Annotated in this window: 19 protein-coding genes and 3 tRNA genes; 12 read left to right on the top strand and 10 right to left on the bottom strand. The window is 64.9% G+C overall.

From position 1 onward, the window contains the following. The first annotated feature begins 103 nt into the window (after positions 1-103). From CC207_RS00110 to thiO, 4 genes are read left to right on the top strand one after another with little or no spacing between them, the layout of a single operon-like run. On the top strand, positions 104-751 hold the full coding sequence (locus CC207_RS00110) for a PilW family protein (RefSeq protein WP_088851385.1): 648 nt from the start codon (positions 104-106) through the stop codon (positions 749-751). After that, positions 748-1,218 (top strand): hypothetical protein, encoded by a 471-nt coding sequence (locus CC207_RS00105; RefSeq protein ID WP_088851384.1) that lies wholly within the window; start codon positions 748-750, stop codon positions 1,216-1,218. Before CC207_RS00110 ends, CC207_RS00105 begins: the two co-directional genes overlap by 4 nt. 1 nt (position 1,219) lies before the next feature. Further along, positions 1,220-1,612 (top strand): type IV pilin protein, encoded by a 393-nt coding sequence (locus tag CC207_RS00100; protein WP_028689898.1) that lies wholly within the window; start codon positions 1,220-1,222, stop codon positions 1,610-1,612. A gap of 53 nt (positions 1,613-1,665) precedes the next feature. Then, the gene (gene thiO, locus CC207_RS00095) at positions 1,666-2,763 is read left to right on the top strand and encodes a glycine oxidase ThiO (RefSeq protein ID WP_088851383.1); all 1,098 of its coding nucleotides are present in this window, start codon (positions 1,666-1,668) and stop codon (positions 2,761-2,763) included. Positions 2,764-2,908: 145 nt separating this feature from the next. Here the strand turns inward: thiO and CC207_RS00090 are convergent, their stop codons facing one another. Beyond that, entirely contained in the window at positions 2,909-3,139 is a 231-nt protein-coding gene (locus CC207_RS00090; protein WP_028689896.1) for a PP0621 family protein, read from the bottom strand. A gap of 94 nt (positions 3,140-3,233) precedes the next feature. After that, the gene (locus tag CC207_RS00085; RefSeq protein ID WP_028689895.1) at positions 3,234-4,253 is read right to left on the bottom strand and encodes an outer membrane protein assembly factor BamD; all 1,020 of its coding nucleotides are present in this window, start codon (positions 4,251-4,253) and stop codon (positions 3,234-3,236) included. 149 nt (positions 4,254-4,402) lie between these two features. On the opposite strand from CC207_RS00085, the gene rluD reads away from it, so the two are divergent. The 7 genes from rluD to CC207_RS00050 all read left to right on the top strand — a co-directional run bounded on the left by rluD (position 4,403) and on the right by CC207_RS00050 (position 10,112). Next, on the top strand, positions 4,403-5,365 hold the full coding sequence (gene rluD, locus CC207_RS00080) for a 23S rRNA pseudouridine(1911/1915/1917) synthase RluD (RefSeq protein WP_028689894.1): 963 nt from the start codon (positions 4,403-4,405) through the stop codon (positions 5,363-5,365). Further along, positions 5,362-6,102, top strand: coding sequence for a peptidoglycan editing factor PgeF (gene pgeF / locus CC207_RS00075; RefSeq protein WP_028689893.1), 741 nt, complete (start codon positions 5,362-5,364; stop codon positions 6,100-6,102). Before rluD ends, pgeF begins: the two co-directional genes overlap by 4 nt. A gap of 163 nt (positions 6,103-6,265) precedes the next feature. Next, entirely contained in the window at positions 6,266-8,830 is a 2,565-nt protein-coding gene (gene clpB, locus CC207_RS00070; RefSeq protein ID WP_069016171.1) for an ATP-dependent chaperone ClpB, read from the top strand. 403 nt (positions 8,831-9,233) lie between these two features. Next, positions 9,234-9,309, top strand: a tRNA-Asn gene (locus CC207_RS00065). A 4-nt stretch (positions 9,310-9,313) separates the two neighbouring features. Further along, positions 9,314-9,390: transfer RNA gene (locus CC207_RS00060), tRNA-Pro, on the top strand. A 6-nt stretch (positions 9,391-9,396) separates the two neighbouring features. After that, positions 9,397-9,472: transfer RNA gene (locus tag CC207_RS00055), tRNA-Lys, on the top strand. A 103-nt stretch (positions 9,473-9,575) separates the two neighbouring features. Then, a complete protein-coding gene (locus CC207_RS00050) occupies positions 9,576-10,112 on the top strand; it encodes a dihydrofolate reductase family protein (protein WP_088851382.1) in 537 nt (178 codons plus the stop codon). Positions 10,113-10,151: 39 nt separating this feature from the next. On the opposite strand, the gene CC207_RS00045 is transcribed toward CC207_RS00050, so the two are convergent. From CC207_RS00045 to CC207_RS00030, 4 genes are all read right to left on the bottom strand, one after another. Beyond that, complete coding sequence (locus CC207_RS00045; protein WP_088851381.1) at positions 10,152-11,447, bottom strand: NAD(P)/FAD-dependent oxidoreductase; 1,296 nt, start codon at positions 11,445-11,447, stop codon at positions 10,152-10,154. 84 nt (positions 11,448-11,531) lie between these two features. Next, positions 11,532-11,705: a DUF3094 family protein gene (locus CC207_RS00040; RefSeq protein WP_023631877.1), complete on the bottom strand. Its 174-nt coding sequence runs from the start codon at positions 11,703-11,705 to the stop codon at positions 11,532-11,534. A gap of 132 nt (positions 11,706-11,837) precedes the next feature. Further along, a complete protein-coding gene (locus CC207_RS00035; RefSeq protein WP_028689889.1) occupies positions 11,838-12,467 on the bottom strand; it encodes a DUF1780 domain-containing protein in 630 nt (209 codons plus the stop codon). A 55-nt stretch (positions 12,468-12,522) separates the two neighbouring features. Further along, positions 12,523-12,954 carry a hypothetical protein gene (locus CC207_RS00030; protein ID WP_028689888.1) on the bottom strand — a complete coding sequence of 144 codons (432 nt, stop codon included), beginning with the start codon at positions 12,952-12,954 and terminating at the stop codon, positions 12,523-12,525. An 86-nt stretch (positions 12,955-13,040) separates the two neighbouring features. Here CC207_RS00030 and CC207_RS00025 point away from each other — a divergent pair, with 86 nt between their 5' ends. After that, positions 13,041-13,748, top strand: a complete 708-nt coding sequence (locus tag CC207_RS00025; protein WP_088851380.1) for an energy-coupling factor ABC transporter permease — start codon at positions 13,041-13,043, stop codon at positions 13,746-13,748. 149 nt (positions 13,749-13,897) lie between these two features. On the opposite strand, the gene yacG is transcribed toward CC207_RS00025, so the two are convergent. The 4 genes from yacG to CC207_RS00005 all read right to left on the bottom strand — a co-directional run. Continuing rightward, the gene (yacG, locus tag CC207_RS00020; RefSeq protein WP_011535705.1) at positions 13,898-14,098 is read right to left on the bottom strand and encodes a DNA gyrase inhibitor YacG; all 201 of its coding nucleotides are present in this window, start codon (positions 14,096-14,098) and stop codon (positions 13,898-13,900) included. Continuing rightward, a complete protein-coding gene (gene coaE, locus CC207_RS00015) occupies positions 14,095-14,718 on the bottom strand; it encodes a dephospho-CoA kinase (RefSeq protein ID WP_088851379.1) in 624 nt (207 codons plus the stop codon). Before coaE ends, yacG begins: the two co-directional genes overlap by 4 nt. Then, a complete protein-coding gene (locus CC207_RS00010; protein WP_088851378.1) occupies positions 14,718-15,584 on the bottom strand; it encodes an A24 family peptidase in 867 nt (288 codons plus the stop codon). The genes coaE and CC207_RS00010 overlap by 1 nt, the downstream gene beginning before the upstream one ends. Before the next feature lie 2 nt (positions 15,585-15,586). Next, positions 15,587-16,107, bottom strand: a 521-nt coding sequence (locus tag CC207_RS00005; RefSeq protein ID WP_178080940.1) for a type II secretion system F family protein, incomplete at its 5' end; no start/stop codon positions are given.

Genomic DNA, 16,107 nt, shown 5'->3' with positions numbered 1-16,107 from the left:
AGGGGCGCATGAACCTGGCCGGGGGCGTGCTGGTGCTGGACGTCGATTGGCCGGGCATGGGCGAGGGGCGGCAGTCGCTGAGCGTGCAGGGCAGGGTGCTGCCATGAGGCGTCGGCAGACGGGGCTGGGCCTGGTCGAGGCACTGCTGGCCCTGGCACTGGGCCTGATGCTGCTGGTGGCAGCTGGCCAGGTGTTCGTCTCGGCGTATCAGGCCTGGCGACTGCAGGGCGCGGCGGCGCGCCTGCAGGATGACGCGCGCCTGGCCTTGCAGCGAATGGCCGAGGATATCCGCCAGGCGGGGATGTTCGGTTGCCTGCGTCTTGAGGCCGAGGACTTCGCCGATCCTGGCGCGGCCCAGGCCTTCGCGTCGCCCATTGAGGTCACGGGCGACAGCCTGACCCTGGTTGGCGCCGAGTTGCCCGGGTTGCTCGGCAGCCCGGACTGGACCGTGCTCAGCGACTGCCGCAGTTGGGCGCGGGTGCAGCCCGGGCAGCACGTCGGGGACGGCGAGTTGCTGGCCCTGCCGGTGCGTCGGGTAACCTACCGGGTGCGCAACGGCAGCCTGATGCTCACCAGCAATGCGCAGCATGCCAGCCTCATCGACCAGGTGCGGGCGCTGGAGGTCAGCCGTGTCGAGGCGGGAGCGGGCGAGCGGCTGGATATCCGCCTGACCTTGCATGACCGGCAGCACGGGCTTGAACAGCACCATTCACTGAGCGTGGCCTTGCGCAACCCGGGAGCCGGGTCGTGACGGGCCAGCGCGGTATCGTCCTGTTGCTGGCGTTGAGCCTGAGCCTGCTGTTCGGCCTGCTGGCAACCTTGGCCCTGCGCGAGGCGCTTTTGCAGCAACTTCAGGCAGGCGATCAGTTGGCCGGCGCGCGAGCCTTCGAGCAGGCGGAGGCGGCCTTGATCGAGGGCGCAGAACTGCTTGCAGGCGGCATCCCGCCCCGATGCCAGGCCTGTCCGCCACCCAGTCCACCTGATACGCAGCCTTCTCCACCCTGGCTGGCGACCCGCAGTGGCTTCGTTTACCTGCAAACCCTGGGAGACAGCCTGCGTGTCGCGGGTCAGCCCGTCGGGGGCAGGCTGACGCTGGTCCGGGTGACGGCGGTGGGCCTTCAAGCCCGCGGGCGGCAACTGCTGGAGGCGGTCTATGCCATCGACGGTGACGGCGCGGTGAAACGGATCAGCTGGCGCCAGCGCCTGGGGGAGGGCTGAGATGCAGCGCGGCCTTGGCCTGATCGAATTATTGATTGTCGTGGCGCTGATCGGCATGCTGGCAGCCATTGCCTACCCCAGCTACAGCGACCAGTTGCGCCGCGCCGCACGAAGCGAAGCGGTCGGCCTGCTGCAGGACGCGGCATTGCGCCTGGAGCAGCACCGCGCACGCGTGGGCGGTTATGCCGACAACGAGCAACTGAGCACCGTGTTGCCCGCGGGCACGCGCTACTACCGCCTGCAGGCCTGGCGCGACACTGACCGTTTCAGCTTGCGCGCCAGCCGCACACCCGAAGCCTTCATGGCGGATGACCGCTGCGGCGACTTCCTGCTCGATCAGGCGGGCGTGCGCGATAACACGGGCGCGGGCGACCAGGCGTGCTGGGGAAGCTGAAGATCATGAGGTGCCCAGGCACCGTGGAATTACTTCAGGTGTTGGATCGAACCATGAGCAAGCAAGTAGTGATTGTCGGCGGCGGTGTCATCGGCCTGCTGACCGCGTTCAACCTGGCGGCGGATGTCGATCAGGTGGTGGTGTGCGACCAGGGCGAGGTGGGTCGGGAGTCGTCCTGGGCCGGTGGCGGGATCGTCTCGCCGCTGTACCCGTGGCGCTACAGCCCGGCGGTGACCGCCCTGGCGCACTGGTCGCAGGATTTTTATCCACAGTTGGGCGAGCGTCTGTTCGCCAGCACCGGGGTCGACCCCGAGGTGCACACCACCGGCCTGTACTGGCTGGATCTGGAAGACGAAGCCGAGGCCCTGGCCTGGGCCGCTCGCGAGCATCGCCCGCTCAGTGCGGTGGATATCTCGGCGGCCTATGACGCCGTGCCGGTGCTTGGTCCGGGTTACCGCCATGCCATCTACATGGCGGGCGTGGCCAACGTGCGCAACCCGCGGTTGGTGAAGTCGCTGAAGGCCGCGCTGCAGGCGCTGGCGAACGTGACCCTGCGCGAGCATTGCCAGATCAGCGGTTTCGTCCATGAAGGTGGCCGCGTTACCGGTGTGCAGACCGAGGACGGTGTGATCGCCGCCGACGATGTGGTGCTCAGCGCCGGAGCCTGGAGCGGTGACCTGCTGCAGACCCTCGGGCTGACGCTGCCGGTGGAGCCGGTGAAGGGGCAGATGATCCTGTTCAAGTGCGCCGAGGACTTCTTGCCGAGCATGGTCCTGGCCAAGGGGCGCTATGCGATCCCGCGCCGCGACGGGCATGTCCTGGTGGGCAGTACCCTGGAGCATGCCGGCTATGACAAGACCCCGACCGGTGATGCGTTGGCGAGCCTGAAGGCCTCGGCGGTGGAGTTGCTGCCGGCGCTGGCGGATGCCGAGGTGGTGGGGCATTGGGCTGGCCTGCGCCCAGGGTCGCCGGAAGGCATCCCGTACATCGGCGCGGTGCCGGGGCATGAGGGGCTATGGCTGAACTGCGGGCATTACCGCAATGGGCTGGTGCTGGCGCCGGCGTCGTGCCAGCTGTTCGGTGATTTGCTGCTGGGGCGCGAGCCGATCATCGATCCGGCGCCGTATGCGCCTGGGGGGCGGTTGGGCTGAGCGCATCGTCACTGTAGGAGCGGCCTTGTGTCGCGAAAGGGCTGCGTAGCGGCCCCAGGATTTCAGCGTTGACGCAAAGATCGTTGGGGCCGCCTTGCGGCCCTTTCGCGACACAAGGCCGCTCCTACAGAGGGCGCGCAGGCTGTCAGCGTTGCTGGCCTGGCCCTTGCTCCAGATGCTGCTGGCTGCAATACCACTCCTGGCCCCGCGATAACGCCCGGTCATTGGGCAGGTGAACGCCGCAATGGGCGCAGCGCACCATCTTCAGCGGATCCTGCAGGCGCGGCTCGGCAGGTGATTGCTGACTGGTCTTGAACTTGCGCCACAGCCAGAACGCGGCGGCGATCAGGGCGATCCAGAAGAGTAGGCGAACCATGGTGTCCAGCTTGTCGAGAAAAGAAGCCGACAGTCTAGGACGCAGGCATGAAAAAAGGGAGGCCTCGGGCCTCCCTTTCTTTGTGTGCGTGGTATCAGTCGAACAGACCGAAGGTCATGTAGCTGAACCAGGAACGGTCCTTCTCGGCTTCCTTCGGACCTTCCGGCAGGATCGGGTCGCCGTTCTCGTCCTTGGGCAGCAGCTCTTCGGGCATTTCCGAGCGAGCATCCTGGAACTGCTTGACCACGTCCTGGTTGGCGCGGGTCTCGCCCGGTGGCAGCGGCGCCTGGGTGTCGATCAGGCCCAGGGTGGCCTTGGACAGCCACGAGCGGTTGCCGTTTTCGTCCACCTTGGTGACGAACTGGCCATCGACCAGGCTCGGGTGGTCCGGGTAGTTGAGCTTGAGAGTCTCGAGGCTGGTGGCCGCCAGTTCGTCCAGGTGCATGCGCTGGTACGACTCGACCATCACTGCCAGGCCATCACCCACCGACGGGGTTTCCTGGAAGTTCTCCACCACATAGCGGCCACGGTTGGCGGCGGCGACATAGGCCTCGCGGCTCAGGTAGTAGTTGGCCACGTGGATTTCGTAGGAGGCCAGCAGGTTGCGCAGGTAGATCATGCGCTGCTTGGCATCCGGGGCGTAGCGGCTGTTGGGGAAGCGGCTGGTCAGCTGGGCGAACTCGTTGTACGAGTCGCGGGCGGCGCCCGGGTCACGCTTGGTCATGTCCAGCGGCAGGAAGCGCGCCAGCAGGCCACGGTCCTGGTCGAACGAGGTCAGGCCCTTGAGGTAGTAGGCGTAGTCGACGTTCGGGTGCTGCGGGTGCAGGCGGATGAAGCGCTCGGCGGCGGATTTTGCGGCCTCGGGCTCGGAGTTCTTGTAGTTGGCGTAGATCAGCTCGAGCTGGGCCTGGTCGGCGTAGCGGCCGAACGGGTAGCGCGATTCCAGGGCCTTGAGCTTGTTCACGGCGCTGGTGTAGCTGGAGTTGTCCAGGTCGGCCTGCGCCTGCTGGTACAGCTCGGCCTCGCTGAGGTTCTCGTCAATGACTTCCTTGTTCGAGGAACAGGCAGCGGTGAGCCCGAGGATGGCGATCAGCAGCAGGTGTTTCACTTGCATGGCGGCTTGCGTCCCTTTGACGGCCGCTGTCTTGGGCGGTGCCGTCCTGTTATGATGAGCGCCCCCGGCCAAACCCCGGGGCAAAAGAAGCCGTATTTAACCACAAGCGCGCAGCCGAAACCAAAGGCTGAACGCCCGTCGATTCGAGCATGTCCGAGATCATTCAACTTAGCGCAGAGGTCCCGTCCGAACTGGGCGGCCAACGCCTCGACCAGGTCGCCGCCCAATTGTTCGCCGAGTACTCGCGTTCGCGCCTGTCCTCGTGGATCAAGGATGGCCGCCTGACCGTCGATGGCGCGGTGCTGCGACCGCGCGACACCGTCCACACCGGCTCCATCCTGGCCCTCGAAGCCGAGCAGGAGGCCCAGGGCGAATGGGTGGCTCAGGACATCGAGCTGGACATCGTCTACGAGGACGACCAGATCCTGGTGATCAACAAGCCGGCCGGGCTGGTGGTCCACCCGGCGGCCGGTCACCCCGACGGTACCTTGCTCAACGCCCTGCTGCACCATGTCCCGGACATCGTCAACGTGCCGCGCGCCGGCATCGTGCACCGCCTGGACAAGGACACCACCGGCCTGATGGTGGTGGCCAAGACCCTGCAGGCGCAGACCAACCTCGTCGACCAGCTGCAAAAACGTTCGGTCAGCCGTATCTACGAGTGCATCGTGGTCGGCGTGGTGATCGCCGGCGGCAAGATCGACGCGCCGATCGGCCGTCACGGCGGCGAGCGCCAGCGCATGGCGGTGACCGAGGGTGGCAAGCCGGCCGTCAGCCACTACCGCGTGCTCAAGCGCTTCCGTTCGCACACCCATGTGCGGGTCAAGCTGGAAACCGGCCGCACCCACCAGATCCGTGTGCACATGGCCCACGTCGGCTATCCGCTGGTCGGCGACCAGACCTACGGTGCACGCTTCCGCATCCCGCCGGCCGCCAGCGTGGCCATGGTCGAGGCGGTCAAGCACTTCCCGCGTCAGGCCCTGCACGCGCGTTTCCTGGCGCTGGACCACCCGACCACGGGTGAGCGCATGGAATGGAAGTCGGAGTTGCCGGACGACTTCCAGTGGCTGCTGTCGCTGCTTGACCAGGACCGCGAGAGCTTCATCGGATGAGTGGCCTGGCGCAGTCGCTGATCCTTCCCGACTGGCCGGCCCCGGCCTCGGTTCGCGCCTGTGTCACCACCCGCGAGGGCGGCGTCAGCCTGCCGCCCTACGCCTCCTTCAATCTCGGTGACCACGTGGGCGATGACCCGCAGGCGGTCGCCGAGAACCGTCGTCGCCTGAGTGACGAATTCGCCATCCAGCCCGCCTGGCTCAAGCAGGTGCATGGGCTGGTGGTGGCCGACGCCAACCCCGCCGTGGTTGCCGAAGCCGATGCCAGCTGGACCGACCAGCCGGGCATCGCTTGCACTGTGATGACTGCCGATTGCCTGCCTGCACTGTTCTGCGACCGCGCCGGTACCCGTGTCGCGGCCGCCCATGCCGGCTGGCGCGGGCTGGCCGGTGGCGTGCTGGAGGCCACCCTTGACCGCCTGGCGCTGGCGCCTGAAGAGGTATTGGTGTGGCTGGGGCCCGCCATCGGGCCGCAGGCGTTCGAGGTAGGGCTGGAAGTGCGCGATGCCTTCACTGCCGTGCATCCCGAGGCGGCTGAGGCGTTTGTCGAGGGCGAGCGTGCGGGCAAGCTGATGGCCGATATCTACCAGCTGGCGCGGATCCGCCTGGCGGCGCGTGGCGTTACCGCCGTTTATGGTGGCGGGTTCTGCACGGTCAGCGACTCGCGTTTCTTCTCTTATCGCCGCACCCCGCAGGGTGGGCGCTTTGCTTCGTTGGTCTGGTTGCAGCCGCGCTGACCTTACGCTCCCATGTTGCCTGACGTCACTGGTGCTGACCTCTGTCAACCCCGCTACGCTTGAATCTTCCAGAATCACCCTTATGTATTGGTCATCTCAGGCAGGTTCTTCATTACAGGTGCTGTCCATCGCTCCGCCTGCCCTTTAAAGGAAGGTATCCCCCATGCGAATAGACCGACTGACCAGCAAGCTGCAACTGGCATTATCCGACTCCCAATCCCTGGCCGTGGGCATGGACCACCCGGCCATCGAGCCCCTGCACCTGATGCAGGCGCTGATCGACCAGCAGGGCGGCTCGATCAAGCCGCTGCTGATGCAGGTCGGCTTTGACATCAACAGCCTGCGCAAGGCGTTGACCAAGGAGCTCGACCAACTGCCGAAAATCCAGAATCCCACGGGCGATGTGAACATGTCCCAGGACCTGGCACGCCTGCTCAACCAGGCCGACCGCCTGGCCCAGCAGAAGGGTGACCAGTTCATCTCCAGCGAGCTGGTGCTGCTCGCCGCCATGGACGAGAACAGCAAGGTCGGCAAGCTGCTGCTCGGCCAGGGCGTGAGCAAGAAGGCCCTGGAGAACGCCATCAACAACCTGCGCGGCGGCGCGGCGGTGAACGACGCCAATGCCGAGGAATCGCGCCAGGCCCTGGACAAGTACACCGTTGACCTCACCAAGCGCGCCGAAGAGGGCAAGCTGGACCCGGTGATCGGCCGTGACGACGAGATCCGCCGCACCATCCAGGTGCTGCAACGCCGCACCAAGAACAACCCGGTGCTGATCGGCGAACCCGGCGTGGGCAAGACCGCCATCGCCGAGGGCCTGGCCCAGCGCATCATCAACGGCGAGGTGCCCGATGGCCTGAAAGGCAAGCGCCTGCTGGCCCTGGACATGGGCGCGCTGATTGCTGGCGCCAAGTACCGCGGCGAGTTCGAAGAGCGCCTCAAAGGCCTGCTCAACGAACTGAGCAAGCAGGAAGGCCAGATCATCCTGTTCATCGACGAACTGCACACCATGGTCGGCGCCGGTAAAGGCGAAGGCGCCATGGATGCCGGCAACATGCTCAAGCCGGCCCTGGCCCGTGGCGAGCTGCATTGCGTCGGTGCCACCACGCTCAACGAGTACCGCCAGTTCATCGAGAAGGACGCCGCCCTCGAGCGCCGTTTCCAGAAGGTGCTGGTCGAGGAGCCGAGCGAGGAAGACACCATCGCCATCCTGCGCGGCCTGAAGGAACGCTATGAAGTGCACCACAAGGTGGCCATCACCGACGGCGCGATCATCGCCGCGGCCAAGCTCAGCCACCGCTACATCACCGACCGCCAGCTGCCGGACAAGGCCATCGACCTGATCGACGAAGCGGCCAGCCGCATCCGCATGGAGATCGACTCCAAGCCGGAAGTGCTCGACCGCCTCGACCGTCGCTTGATCCAACTGAAGGTGGAATCCCAGGCGCTGAAGAAAGAAGAGGACGAAGCGGCGAAGAAACGCCTGGAGAAGCTGACCGAGGAAATCGACCGCCTGGAGCGCGAGTACGCCGACCTCGAAGAGATCTGGGCCTCGGAAAAAGCCGAGGTGCAGGGCTCGGCGCAGATCCAGCAGAAGATCGAGCAGTCGCGCCAGGAACTGGAAGCCGCGCGCCGCAAGGGCGACCTCAGCCGCATGGCCGAGCTGCAGTACGGGGTGATCCCGGACCTGGAGCGCAGCCTGCAGATGGTCGACCAGCACGGCAAGACCGACAACCAGCTGCTGCGCAACAAGGTGACCGAGGAAGAAATCGCCGAAGTGGTGTCCAAGTGGACCGGCATCCCGGTGGCCAAGATGCTCGAAGGCGAGCGCGAGAAGCTGCTGAAGATGGAAAGCCTGCTGCATGAGCGGGTGATCGGCCAGGACGAGGCGGTGACCGCCGTGGCCAACGCCGTGCGCCGTTCCCGCGCCGGGCTGTCCGATCCGAACCGCCCCAGCGGCTCGTTCTTGTTCCTCGGGCCTACCGGCGTGGGCAAGACCGAACTGTGCAAGGCGCTGGCTGAGTTCCTGTTCGACACCGAAGAGGCCATGGTGCGCATCGACATGTCCGAGTTCATGGAGAAACACTCGGTGGCTCGCCTGATCGGCGCACCGCCAGGCTACGTGGGTTATGAAGAGGGCGGCTACCTGACCGAGGCCGTGCGTCGCAAGCCGTACTCGGTGGTGCTGCTCGACGAGGTGGAGAAGGCCCACCCGGATGTGTTCAACGTGTTGCTGCAGGTGCTGGAAGACGGCCGCCTGACCGACAGCCATGGCCGCACCGTGGACTTCCGCAACACGGTGATCGTGATGACCTCCAACCTGGGCTCGGCGCAGATCCAGGAACTGGCCGGTGATCGCGAAGCGCAGCGCGCGGCGGTGATGGACGCGGTGGGTTCGCACTTCCGTCCGGAGTTCATCAACCGCATCGACGAGGTGGTGGTGTTCGAGCCGCTGGGCCGCGAGCAGATCGCCGGTATCACCGAGATCCAGCTCGGCCGCCTGCGTGGCCGCCTGGCCGAGCGCGAGCTGTCGCTGAGCCTGAGCCCGGAGGCGTTGGACAAGCTGATCGCCGTCGGTTACGACCCAGTGTATGGCGCACGGCCGCTCAAGCGTGCGATCCAGCGCTGGATCGAGAACCCGCTGGCGCAGTTGATCCTGTCTGGCGAGTTCCTGCCGGGTGCGGCGATCACCGCGAAGGTGCAGGGCGAGGAAATCGTCTTCGCCTGATCACGGCAGTAGTTGAAGAGCCCCGCGAAAGCGGGGCTTTTTTATGTTGGCTTTCCCGACGCCATAGCGGGCTTGCCCCGCGATAAGGCCAGTGCAGGCGCCGCAAACCCCTGATTTTCCGGCTTCCTACCTAACTTGCTGAAAATTTTGAAAAAAGTGCTTGCACAAAAATCAGAGTGCCCCTAATATTCGCCCCGCTGTCAGGCACTGAGCGAATCACCAGCAACATCGGAGATCGCAAAACAACTTACAAATCAGTAAGTTGAACGAAAAAAAGTGGTTGACAAGCAAAACGAAGAATGTAGAATAGCCGGACTCAGCAGCGACAACGCGAAAGCGAAGCAGCTAAAGAGTTCGAAGCTAACACAGACTTCGAAGCAGTAAAGATGTACCGAAGTTCAGTTCCGCGATAGCTCAGTCGGTAGAGCAAATGACTGTTAATCATTGGGTCCCTGGTTCGAGTCCAGGTCGCGGAGCCAATCTCGGGGTGTAGCGCAGTCCGGTAGCGCGCCTGCTTTGGGAGCAGGATGTCAGGAGTTCGAATCCCCTCACCCCGACCATTTTCCGGGTCGTTAGCTCAGTTGGTAGAGCAGTTGGCTTTTAACCAATTGGTCGTAGGTTCGAATCCTACACGACCCACCATGTAAAAAGGGCATCTCGAATGAGATGCCCTTTTTCTTTTGTCCGCGATTTATCTCCCCGCCCTTTGCTACCCTGTGGCCTTTGCCCGCAGGAGCGCCCGCGCATGCCACTCAAAGCCAGTGTTTTCATCGCCACCAGCCTGGACGGCTATATCGCCCGTGAAGACGGCGGCCTCGACTGGCTGATGGGCGCTACCCAGTCCGCTGACGACCATGGTTATGCCGGGTTCATGGCGGGCGTCGATACGCTGGTGATGGGGCGCGGCACTTTCGACAAGGTCATGACCTTTGGCGAGTGGCCGTATCCGGATACCCGGGTGGTGGTGGTCAGCAGTACCCTCGAGGCGCTGCCCAGAGGTGTGCCAGAGCGCGTCGAGCTGCACCCGGGGCCGATCCCGGCGTTGCTCGAGCACCTGCAGGCCACGGGCGCGAAAAGCCTGTACCTGGATGGCGGCAAGCTGATCCAGGGGTTCTTGCGCGAGGGGTTGGTGGACGAGCTGACCATCACCCGCATTCCCGTGCTGCTGGGGCAGGGGATACCGTTGTTCGGCGGGTTGGCGAAGGATGTGCTGTTGCAGCACATGAGGACGACCAGCTACGAGAGCGGGTTTGTGCAGAGCACGTATCGCGTGGTGCGTTGAATCGCTGGGGCTGCACTGCAGCCCCAGTATCTTGAAGCCTCAGTGCAGCTTCAGACGCGGCTCGGTGCCCCGGCCAATCTTGTTGCCCAGCATCAGCATCAAGGTGCGGAAGGTCCCGTACAGCGCCATCTGGTGCATACGATACAGCGACACATAGAACATCCGCGCCAGCCAGCCTTCCAGCTTCACGCTGCCCATCAGGTTGCCCATCAAGTTACCCACAGCCGAGAAGCGCGACAGTGACACCAGCGAGCCGTAGTCCTTGTACTCGTAGGTCGGCAGCGCCTTGTTCTCCAGGCGCAGCTTGAGGCTCTTGGCCAGCAGCGAGGCCTGCTGGTGCGCGGCCTGGGCCCTTGGCGGCACATTGCGGTCGCTGCCCGGTTGCGGGCAGGCGGCGCAGTCGCCGAAGGCGAAGATGTTGTCGTCCAGGGTAGTCTGCAAGGTCGGGCGCACCACCAGCTGGTTGATGCGGTTGGTCTCCAGGCCATCGATGTCCTTGAGGAAGCCCGGCGCGCGAATGCCAGCCGCCCAGACCTTCAAGCTGGCCTGGATCACTTCGCCCGAGGCGGTCTTCAGGCCTTCGGCGGTCACTTCGCTGACCGCGGCGTTGGTCATCACCGTGACCCCGAGTTTTTCCAGGGTCTTGTGCACCGGCACGCTGATGCGCTCCGGCAGCGCCGGCAGCACCCGTGGGCCCGCTTCGATGATAGTGATGTGCATGTCTTTGGGCTGGATCTTGTCCAGGCCGTAGGCTGCCAGCTCATGGGCCGCGTTGTGCAGCTCGGCCGCCAGCTCAACACCGGTGGCGCCGGCGCCGACGATGGCCACGCTGATCTGCTCGCTGGCCACATCGCCCGCGTGGGCGCGCAGGTAGTGGTTGAGCAGCTGCTGGTGGAAGCGCTCGGCCTGCTTGCGGCTGTCGAGGAACAGGCAGTGCTGCGCCGCGCCCAGGGTGCCGAAGTCGTTGGTGTTGCTGCCCACGGCGATCACCAGAGTGTCGTAGCCGAGGGTGCGCGCAGGCAGCAGCTCACGGCCCTCGTCGTCGAGGGTCGCGGCCAGCTGGATCTGCTTGCTCTCACGGTCCAGGCCGCTCATGCGGCCCATCTGGAAGTTGAAGTGATTCCACTTGGCCTGAGCCACGTAGTTCAGTTCGTCTTCCGAGGAGTTCAGCGAGCCGGCCGCCACTTCGTGCAGCAGGGGCTTCCAGATGTGCGTCAGGTTGGCATCAACCAGGGTGATCTCGGCCTGTTTGCGCTTGCCCAGGCTTTTACCCAGGCGGGTCGCCAGTTCCAGGCCGCCGGCGCCGCCGCCGACAATCACGATGCGATGAGTCATGGGGATATCTCACAAGTTTTACGGAATTCGTGGACACAAGGTCCGGCCGCATCCGGCACGAGGGGCGGGCGAGCGCAAGGCAGCTCATAGCACCAGTCCACTCAGCAGGCGGCTCAACAGGCCCAGACCGATGGTCACGGCCACCACCAGCAGCAGGAGCAGCCATGGCCGGAAAGGCCGGCGCTCGACTTGATGCTGGGGGGCACTCAGATACTCATCGACGCGACGCTGATCTTCGGGATTCAGGCGGCTGGTCATGGTGGGCCTCGTCAGATAGACGTTTGTGACTGCGTGTACGCCACAGCGTTCACGCAAACGCATGGATCGAATGATAATGCTTTCTATCCCTGGCGCCGAGTGTACGTGAACGCAAAGACACCCGGCACTGGATCAAAGACTGATGCCTACGTCGAACACGATGCTGCGCCCCAGGTTGCCGCGCAGGAAATCCGGCGCGTCCGGATGGGCGAACAGCACCCGGGCGAAGGTCGGCCCCACCAGCGACAGCGAGCGCCAACCCTGGCGCAGGTACTCGGTGGGCGGCGGGAAATGGCTGTTGAGGTCGAGCACTTCGCGCTTGAGGCTGGCGAAGGCGATGATGTCCAGCTCGCCCAGGTCCAGCCCGCGTTCGCGGTAGTTGTGCGATTTCTTGCGCAGCGTTGGCGCCAGGCGCGCCAGCAGTTCCTGGGCGCTGATCCTTCGGGGCCGCTGCTCGCGGCGCACCAGCTGGGCCAGGGAAAACGCGCTGCGCCGCCGTTGCAGCTCCTCGCGCCACTCGTCGTTGAGCCGGCGGCCCTCGTCGAGCACGAAGAACACCTCGAATGCCGCGTCGCGGAACAGCACATCCGGCGGCTCCTGCCCGGCCGGGGTGAAGTCCTCGCTGCGGTAGGGAATGTTCAGCCCTTGCAGCAGGCGCTGGCAGACCCAACGCTCGCGCTCCCATTTGCGGGCATTGGACAGGAACGCATTGGCTTGTTCGGCCTGGATGGTAAGCAGGCGCAGGTAGTCTGAGTCATCCATGGGGACAAGCTTAGTCGCTAATTGATGACGGTAAGATGCTGTTTGTGCGTGGGAATCAGCCCAGCACCAGCCATTGCTGGAACACGCCGAGCAAATGCAGCAACCCGCCGCCCAGGCAGATCGCCGAACTGACCGCGATGAAACGCCGGCTGCGCCCGGTGCCGGCCAGCAAGAGCGGCCCCAGCAGGCCGCGCGCCAGGTACACCAGGGTAATGAGGCAGATGATCGGCATCAGCAACGGCAAGGGCGCGATCACGCCAGCTGCCGACAGCGCGTAGGCGGCCCAGATCAGCAGCACCGTCGCGATCGCCACGGTGACCAGGGCAGGGTAGGCGCGCCCTTGTTCGGCGGCCCGGGCCATACGCTCGCCCGCGCCGAACAGACGGTACCAGCGCGGCCCCACGGCGATGACCATCAGGTGCAGTACCCCCGCGATGGCGCTGAACAGCGCGCCCAGCAGCAAGGGCAGGTTGATGCCTTCGGTCATCGGGGATGCGTCCTGCAGCGAAAGAAGGTGTCAGCCTATAGCAACCGGACGAAAGGGAGAATGGGTGTAGACTCAGGCTTGTCCACATGGCCGACAGGGATATTGTTCAGGTGATCAGCGCACAGGTCTTGTCCAGCACCAGCCTCACCCTTGGCTGGCTCGGTTACGTGCCCCTGCTGGTCTGGGCCGCCAGCCGCACGCGCTGGGTGGAGCTGTTTACCGATACCCGCCGCCAGCACCTGCTGTTCGGCACGGTGTTCTGCCTGTTCGTGCTGTGGCTGGTGCGGCGTGATTTCGATACCGGCGTGTCGTACCACTTCATCGGCATGACCGCCGTGACCCTGCTGCTGGATTGGCCGCTGGCGGTGCTCGGCGGCTTCCTCGCCCAGCTTGGCCTGTTGCTGCTCGGCCGCCAGGACCTTGCCGCCATCGGCGTCAACGGCCTGCTGATCGTTGGCTTGCCGGTGCTGGTCACCGAGGTGTGCGCGATCCTGGTCGAGCGTGCCCAGCCGCGTAACCTGTTTGTGTATATCTTCTGTTGCGGTTTTTTCCCCGCTGCGCTGACCGTGCTGGTATGCCTGGCGGCCGGGCTGGGGGTGTTGTGGATGGACGAGCGGTTCGCCATGCCCGAGTGGCTCAGCGACTTTGTTGGTTACCTGTGGTTGATGATGTTCCCCGAGGCGTTCATCAATGGCACGGTGATCAGTGCCTTGGTGGTGTTCTGCCCCGAGTGGCTGGAGACGTTCAACCGCACTCGTTATTTGCAGGCGCCGTGGAAGGATGAAGAGCGGTGATGCTTTCTGGGGCTGCTCTGCAGCCCTTTCGCGACACAAGGCCGCTCACAGGGGAATGCGATAACTTGTAGGAGCGGCCTTGTGTCGCGAAAGGGCCGCAAAGCGGCCCCAACAACGTCGAACCTATCAGCGTTCTATAAACGCCTACCTCAATGCCGCGGCTCCAGATCGCCCGAATAAAGCTCATCCTCGGACTCTTCGGCCCCCGCGATCTTATGCTCCTCGGCCGCCCAGGCCCCCAGGTCGATCAGCTTGCAGCGGTCCGAGCAGAACGGCCGGAACGGGCTCTTCTCCCCCCATTCCACAGGCGCCCCACAGGTCGGGCAATCAACGGTCATCGGCTGGCTCATGGCTGGCCTCCTCGCAAAGTCAGGTAAAAGTGGTGCAGGCGGTCGATCTCGTCGTGCAGCGATTGCAGGTCACGATCGTTGACCACCACGTCATCGGCATGGCGCAGGCGCTCTTCCCGGGCCAACTGGGCCTTGAGAATCGCCTGCACCTGCTCAGGATGGGTGTTGTCCCGCTGCAAGGTGCGCTGCACCTGCAACTCGGTCGGCGCATCGATCACCAAGATGCGCTGGGTCTTGCTGAACTGCCCCGACTCGATCAACAGCGGCGACACATACACCGCATAGGGCGTCTCGGCCTTGGCCAGGTAGCTGAAGATCTCCTGGCCGATCAACGGGTGCAGCAGCTGCTCCAGCCATTGCCGTTGCGCAGGATCCGCGAAGATCTGCTGGCGCAAGGCGCTACGGTCGAGCTGGCCGTCCTCCAGCAATACGCCTGGGCCGAAGCGTTCGACGATGCTGGCCAGGGCAGGGCGCCCCGGCTCGACAACCCAGCGCGCGGCCTGGTCGGCATCGACCAGGTGCACGCCCAGCTCGACGAAACGCTCGGCGGCGGCGCTCTTGCCGCTGCCTATGCCGCCGGTCAGGCCGAGAATCCAGGGGGTGAAAGGCGCTGTGCTCATCAGGTTCCAAGCAGTTGCAGGTAAGAAGCGACTATTTCATCACCCCAGAGCAATGCGATCCACCCCGCAATAGCCAGATAAGGCCCGAAAGGCAACGCAGCGCCCGTTTGCGTGCGCTTCAAACGCACCAGCGTCAGCCCGATCAGCGCTCCGACCAGCGAGGCTAGCATCAAGGTCAGCGGCAAAATCTGCCAACCGCCCCAGGCCCCGAGCATGGCCAGCAGCTTGAAGTCGCCAAAGCCCATGCCCTCCTTGCCGGTCACCAGCTTGAACACCCAGTACACCGTCCACAGGCTCAGGTAACCCGCCACCGCGCCCCACACCGCATCGGCCAGCGGCACCAGCAACCCGAAGGCGTTGACCACCAGCCCCAGCCACAACAGCGGCAGCACCAGCACATCCGGCAGTAACTGGTGCTCGGCATCGATCAGGCTCAAGCCGATCAGGCCCCAGGTCAACAGCATCACCGCCAGCGCCTCCACGCCCGGCCCGAAATGCCAGGCCACCAGCAGCGACAACAGGGCGGTGGCCAGCTCCACCAGTGGATAATGCGCACTGATCCGCGCCTTGCACCCCGAGCAACGCCCGCGCAAGGCCAGGTAACTCAACACCGGAATGTTTTCCCACGCCCGGATCGGGCGCTGGCAATGCGGGCAACGCGAAGCCGGCAGGCACAGGTCGAAGCGCTCGTGCTCGGCCTGCGGCAGCCCCAGCACCTCCTGCGCCTCGCGCTGCCACTGGCGCTCGAGCATCAGCGGCAGCCGATACGCCAGCACATTGAGAAAACTGCCCACCAGCAACCCCAGCACCGCGGCCAGGGTATAGAAGAACGGCGGATGATCGACGACGACGGCCCAGGCATTCATGTTCAGATCAGGCTACCCAACTGGAAGATCGGCAAGTACATCGCCACGACAAGGCCCCCCACCAGCAGCCCGAGGATCAGCACGATGGCCGGCTCCAGCAGCGTGGTCAACTGCTCCAGCGCCTGGCTCACCTGCTCTTCGTAATGTAGCGCGGCCTTGTCCAGCATGGTGTCGAGGGTGCCGCTGGCTTCGCCGACCGACACCAACTGGCGCAGTAGCGGCGGAAACAACCCATCCGCCTCCATCGCCTGTTGCAGGCTCGCCCCATTGGCCACGCCCTGGCGCAACGCCAGGATCGCCCGCTCATGCAGGCAGTTGCCACTGACCGGCGCCACCGTTGCCAGCGCATCCAGCAACGCCACGCCGGCTGTATAAGAAGTCGCCAGGCTGCGCGCAAACCGCGCCAACGCCGCCTGCCCGAGCAAGGTGCCAACCACCGGCACCCGCAGCCCCCAGCGCACCATCCACAGCCGCGCGGGCAGATGCCGCCGATAAACCTCCCGCCCGCCACCCCCCAGCACAG

The organism is Pseudomonas sp. DrBHI1 (assembly GCF_002205115.1).
In the GTDB taxonomy this organism is placed as follows: domain Bacteria; phylum Pseudomonadota; class Gammaproteobacteria; order Pseudomonadales; family Pseudomonadaceae; genus Aquipseudomonas; species Aquipseudomonas mosselii.
Note: the sequence above shows the minus strand (reverse complement) of the source record. Positions and strands in the feature narration are given on the sequence as shown.

What these genes read in the sequence shown, in the direction of transcription:
- CC207_RS00110 (WP_088851385.1), top strand. Translation starts at nt 104, where the DNA reads ATGAGGCGTCGGCAGACGGGGCTGGGCCTGGTCGAGGCACTGCTGGCC.
- CC207_RS00100 (WP_028689898.1), top strand. Translation starts at nt 1,220, where the DNA reads ATGCAGCGCGGCCTTGGCCTGATCGAATTATTGATTGTCGTGGCGCTG.
- thiO (WP_088851383.1), top strand. Translation starts at nt 1,666, where the DNA reads ATGAGCAAGCAAGTAGTGATTGTCGGCGGCGGTGTCATCGGCCTGCTG.
- CC207_RS00090 (WP_028689896.1), bottom strand. Translation starts at nt 3,139, where the DNA reads ATGGTTCGCCTACTCTTCTGGATCGCCCTGATCGCCGCCGCGTTCTGG.
- CC207_RS00085 (WP_028689895.1), bottom strand. Translation starts at nt 4,253, where the DNA reads ATGCAAGTGAAACACCTGCTGCTGATCGCCATCCTCGGGCTCACCGCT.
- rluD (WP_028689894.1), top strand. Translation starts at nt 4,403, where the DNA reads ATGTCCGAGATCATTCAACTTAGCGCAGAGGTCCCGTCCGAACTGGGC.
- pgeF (WP_028689893.1), top strand. Translation starts at nt 5,362, where the DNA reads ATGAGTGGCCTGGCGCAGTCGCTGATCCTTCCCGACTGGCCGGCCCCG.
- clpB (WP_069016171.1), top strand. Translation starts at nt 6,266, where the DNA reads ATGCGAATAGACCGACTGACCAGCAAGCTGCAACTGGCATTATCCGAC.
- CC207_RS00050 (WP_088851382.1), top strand. Translation starts at nt 9,576, where the DNA reads ATGCCACTCAAAGCCAGTGTTTTCATCGCCACCAGCCTGGACGGCTAT.
- CC207_RS00045 (WP_088851381.1), bottom strand. Translation starts at nt 11,447, where the DNA reads ATGACTCATCGCATCGTGATTGTCGGCGGCGGCGCCGGCGGCCTGGAA.
- CC207_RS00040 (WP_023631877.1), bottom strand. Translation starts at nt 11,705, where the DNA reads ATGACCAGCCGCCTGAATCCCGAAGATCAGCGTCGCGTCGATGAGTAT.
- CC207_RS00035 (WP_028689889.1), bottom strand. Translation starts at nt 12,467, where the DNA reads ATGGATGACTCAGACTACCTGCGCCTGCTTACCATCCAGGCCGAACAA.
- CC207_RS00030 (WP_028689888.1), bottom strand. Translation starts at nt 12,954, where the DNA reads ATGACCGAAGGCATCAACCTGCCCTTGCTGCTGGGCGCGCTGTTCAGC.
- CC207_RS00025 (WP_088851380.1), top strand. Translation starts at nt 13,041, where the DNA reads ATGGCCGACAGGGATATTGTTCAGGTGATCAGCGCACAGGTCTTGTCC.
- yacG (WP_011535705.1), bottom strand. Translation starts at nt 14,098, where the DNA reads ATGAGCCAGCCGATGACCGTTGATTGCCCGACCTGTGGGGCGCCTGTG.
- coaE (WP_088851379.1), bottom strand. Translation starts at nt 14,718, where the DNA reads ATGAGCACAGCGCCTTTCACCCCCTGGATTCTCGGCCTGACCGGCGGC.
- CC207_RS00010 (WP_088851378.1), bottom strand. Translation starts at nt 15,584, where the DNA reads ATGAATGCCTGGGCCGTCGTCGTCGATCATCCGCCGTTCTTCTATACC.